The organism is Variovorax sp. P1_H12_2 (assembly GCF_056405335.1).
Genome location: NZ_JBFUCI010000506.1, coordinates 1 through 4,140, shown reverse-complemented (window position 1 = coordinate 4,140; position 4,140 = coordinate 1). Strand labels below are relative to the sequence as shown.

Sequence of the window (4,140 nt, the reverse complement as noted above, 5' to 3'; positions counted from 1 at the left end):
CGACCACCGTGGCCGTGTCCGTCTGCCCGGCCAGCCCCTGCTGGAGCATGTAGGCGCAGGCAGGCGCTTCGTCGTGCGTCAACTTGGGCGGCAGCACCAGCATGGCGGACTCAGCCCTTGCCGTTGCTCTTGTTGCGCGCCGCCAGGGCGGCGATCAGCCCGTCGATGCCCTTGCTGTTGATCTGCTGCGCAAACTGGGTGCGGTAGGTATCCACCAGCCACACGCCCAGCACGTTGATGTTGTAGATCTTCCAGCCGCCGGCTTCGCCCGGCGTCTTCTCGAGCCGGTAGTCGAGCTGCACCGGGTCGCCGCCACCGCCCTTGACTTCGGTGCGCACCAGCACCTCCTTGTCATCGGGCGAGCCGCGGAAAGGACGCACGCTCACGGTCTGGTCGCTGACCTGGTCGAGGGCACCCGCGTAGGTGCGCACCAAGAGCGTCTTGAACTCCTCTTCGAGCCGCTTCTGCTGCTCCGGCGTGGCCTGGCGCCMGGCCGGGCCGACGGCGGAAGACGTCATGCGCAGGAAGTTCACGTTCGGCATGATCTTGGTGTCGACCAGCACCATGATCTTKCCGATGTCGCCGGCCTTGATCGACTTGTCGGCCTTGATGGTCTCGAGCACATCCGAGGACAGACGCTTCACCAGCGCATCGGGCGCCTCGTCGGCAGCCTGGGCCGGCCGCACGAATCCGACGCCGGCCCCCACCAGCAGCAGGCCGGCCAGCGCAAGGCGTCCCAGGGTACGGCGTTGAAGAATCTGGTTCATCGAATCAATCCCTTGTCATCAAATATCGAGCAGACGCTCTGAGGGTTTGGAGCCCTGTCCGGCCGACAGGGTTCAACGACGGGCGTCCGGCGCTGCAACTGAATGCAATCGGCGGCCGCCCGCGCGCCGGCCCTAGTTGCCGTCGTCGGGCAAGTCGCCGTCGTGGACTTCGTTGTGGCGGCGCTGCAGGAAGGCGTCACGCGTGAAGGTGTACTTGTCGAGCGCGGCATCGTCGAGCAACTGGCCCACCCGCAGCAGGCTGGCACGGATGTCGGTGTAGCGGAGAGCGTACATTGAATTGCGCACCGAGATATCCGCCACGTGGTTCACCGGATCGCCCTGGATGTCCACCGGCAGCGCGACGGTGTCGCGCAGCGTCGAGGGCCCAAGCAGCGGCAGCACCAGGTACGGCCCCGCTGGTACTCCCCAGCGGCCCAGCGTCTGGCCGAAATCCTCGCTGCGGCGATCGATCCCGAGTTCGGTGGCGACATCGAGAATCCCGCCGAGGCCGAAGACGCTGTTGACGTTCACGCGCATGAAGGTCTGCGCACTGTCCTGGAGCTTGAGCTGCGCCACGCTGTTGGCGAAGCTCCAGACGTCCGAGAGATTGCCGAAGAAATTGCTGACGCCCGTGCGCACCGGCGACGGCAGGACCGCCTGATAGGCCATTGCGACCGGTTTCAGCACGGCATCGTCGACGGCGGTGTTGAAGCGGTAGACCTGCCGGTTGAGCGGCTCCAAGGGGTCCGCCGGGTTGGCGCCGGGGCCCGTGGCGCAGCCGGTGGCGAGGACGAGGAAGCCGGCGGCCAATGCGGCGCGCGCACCGATGGCGAGACGGCCGCGCACGGGCCGGCCGGCGGATGGAAATCGTGGTTTCATTTCTTGTTGGCGTTGCCGGGGGGCGTGCTCCCCTCCGCCGCTTTGCTGTACAGGAACTGGCTGATCAGGTTTTCAAGCACGACGGCGGATTGCGTGTCGGTCACGACGTCGCCAGCCTKCAGGTTCTTTTCGTCGGCGCCAGCTTCGATCCCGATGAACTGCTCGCCGAGCAGGCCGCTGGTCAGGATCTTGAACGAGCTGTCCTTGGGGAAACTGTAGCGATTTTGAAGCGCCAGCGTCACCGCGGCCTGGAAATTCTTGTCGTCAAACGTGATGGATTCGACACGCCCGACCACCACGCCGGCGCTCTTGACCGCCGTCTGGGGCTTGAGGCCGCCGATGTTGTCGAAGCGCGCGGTCACGGCGTAGGTCTTGTTGAAGTTCAGGCCCAGCAGATTGGCCGACTGAAGCGCCAGGAACAGCAGCGCCGCGCCGCCGATCAGCACGAACAGGCCGACCCAGATGTCATTGTTGGAACGTTGCATGTGTTGCACTCTCTCGAAACGTGTTTGCTAGATGCTGAACATCATGGCGGTCAGCATGAAGTCGAGCCCGAGCACGCTGAGCGAGGCGACCACGACCGTCCGCGTGGTGGCGCGCGACACGCCCTCGGGCGTCGGCTGYGACTGGTAGCCCTGCAGCAGCGCGATGAAGGTCACGGCAAAACCGAAGACGATGCTCTTGACGACGCCGTTGCCGACGTCGCGCCAGACATCGACACCGCCCTGCATCTGGCCCCAGAAGGCGCCCGGATCGACGCCCAGCATCAGCACGCCGACCACGTAGCCGCCGATCACGCCGACCGCGCTGAACACCGCCGCCAGCAGGGGCATGGTGATCACGCCGGCCCAGAAGCGCGGCGCCAGGATGCGCTGCACCGGGTCGACCGCCATCATCTCCATGGCGCTCAATTGCTCGCCGGCCTTCATGAGGCCGATCTCGGCCGTGAGCGAGGTGCCCGCGCGACCCGCGAACAGCAGCGCCGCGACCACCGGGCCGAGTTCGCGCACCAGGCCCAGCGCCACCAGCAGGCCCAATGCTTCGGACGAGCCGTAGCGCTGCAGCGTGTAGTAGCCCTGCAGCCCCAGCACGAAGCCCACGAACAGGCCCGAGACCGCAATGATCGCGAGCGAGTAATTGCCCAGGAAGTGGATCTGGTCGCGCACCAGTCCGAAGCGCTGCAGGCTTCGAGCCCCCTGGAAGGCCAGTCGCACGAACAGGCGTGCGCCGAGCCCGAAGTCGGCCAGCTTGCTGCGCACGGCAAAGCCGACATCCGATGGCTTGTACCAGCTCATTCGCGCCCCCCCTGCGCATTGCCGAAGTCATCCTCGACGCCGACCGCGGGATAGTGGAAATGCACCGGCCCCTCGGGCAGCGCATTGACGAACTGATGGACCAGCGGTTCGGTGCTGACGCGCACCTCTTGCGGCGTCCCCTGGGCGGCGATGCCGCCGTTGGCCAGGATGATCACGTGGTCGGCGATGCGGAAGGTCTCTTCGAGGTCATGCGACACGACCACGCTGGTCAGGCCCAGCGTGTCGTTCAACTGCCGGATCAGCCGCGCCGCGGTGCCGAGCGAGATCGGATCCAGGCCGGCGAAGGGTTCGTCGTACATCACGAGGTCGGGGTCGAGCGCGATCGCCCGCGCCAGCGCCACGCGCCGGGCCATGCCGCCTGAGACCTCGCTGGGCATCAGCTCGCGGGCGCCGCGCAGGCCGACCGCGTCGAGCTTCATGAGCACGATGTCGCGCACCAGCCCCTCGGGCAGGCGCGTGTGCTCGCGCAGCGGGAAAGCGACGTTGTCGAACACGCTCATGTCGGTGAACAGCGCGCCGAACTGGAACAGCATGCCCATGCGGCGCCGGGCCGCATAGAGCGCAGCGGACCCCATCTTGCCGACATCGTCGCCATTGACCCGCACTTCGCCACGGCGCGCCCGCACCTGCCCGCCGATCAGGCGCAGCACGGTAGTCTTGCCGCCGCCCGAGGCACCCATCAGCGCCGTCACCTTGCCGCGGGGCACGGAGAACGAGACGCCGTCGAGGATCGTGCGATCGCCGTAGCCGAAAGCGACGTCGCGAAACTCAACGAGGGAAGTGGGAGGTGATGGGTCCATAGCAATGAAAAAGCCGGGGCGCCCATGAGGACATCCCGGCTCGCGGTAACGGCTGATGATAAGGGAAAGCACGGAGGCGGCCCGCAGCCCCTTCGGGGGGCAGCAACCCCCACCATTGGGAAGAGTGGAGGCTCAGGCCGGCGCTTCGCGCAGACGGGCGGCCTGCGACTTCCCCCTCGGGGGGCAGCGACCCACCCGCAGTGGGGGAGCGTGGGGGCCATCCAGGCCGGCGCCGGGCCGCCCCAAGGCGGCCTGCAGCCCTCTCGGGGGGCAGCGACCCACACGCAGTGGGGGAGCGTGGGGGCTCAGGCCGGCGCCGGGCCGCCCCAAGGCGGCCTGCGGCCCCCTCGGGGGGCAGCGACCCACACGCAGTGGGGG

At 67.6% G+C, this 4,140-nt stretch carries 5 protein-coding genes; all 5 read right to left on the bottom strand.

The annotated features are described in order from the left end of the window. Positions 1-110: 110 nt before the first annotated feature. Entirely contained in the window at positions 111-767 is a 657-nt protein-coding gene (locus AC1D2K_RS31185; RefSeq protein ID WP_478093866.1) for an MlaC/ttg2D family ABC transporter substrate-binding protein, read from the bottom strand. 132 nt (positions 768-899) lie between these two features. Then, complete coding sequence (locus AC1D2K_RS31180; protein ID WP_478093864.1) at positions 900-1,646, bottom strand: MlaA family lipoprotein; 747 nt, start codon at positions 1,644-1,646, stop codon at positions 900-902. After that, positions 1,643-2,131, bottom strand: coding sequence for an outer membrane lipid asymmetry maintenance protein MlaD (gene mlaD / locus AC1D2K_RS31175; RefSeq protein WP_478093862.1), 489 nt, complete (start codon positions 2,129-2,131; stop codon positions 1,643-1,645). The genes AC1D2K_RS31180 and mlaD overlap by 4 nt, the downstream gene beginning before the upstream one ends. 27 nt (positions 2,132-2,158) lie before the next feature. Continuing rightward, positions 2,159-2,941, bottom strand: a complete 783-nt coding sequence (gene mlaE, locus AC1D2K_RS31170; protein ID WP_478093861.1) for a lipid asymmetry maintenance ABC transporter permease subunit MlaE — start codon at positions 2,939-2,941, stop codon at positions 2,159-2,161. Then, the gene (locus AC1D2K_RS31165) at positions 2,938-3,762 is read right to left on the bottom strand and encodes an ABC transporter ATP-binding protein (RefSeq protein WP_478093860.1); all 825 of its coding nucleotides are present in this window, start codon (positions 3,760-3,762) and stop codon (positions 2,938-2,940) included. Before AC1D2K_RS31165 ends, mlaE begins: the two co-directional genes overlap by 4 nt. Between the last annotated feature and the right edge of the window lie 378 nt (positions 3,763-4,140).

Bases quoted from the DNA above. Each gene is read 5' to 3' on its own strand.
- AC1D2K_RS31180 (WP_478093864.1), bottom strand. From the start codon at position 1,646: ATGAAACCACGATTTCCATCCGCCGGCCGGCCCGTGCGCGGCCGTCTC.
- AC1D2K_RS31165 (WP_478093860.1), bottom strand. From the start codon at position 3,762: ATGGACCCATCACCTCCCACTTCCCTCGTTGAGTTTCGCGACGTCGCT.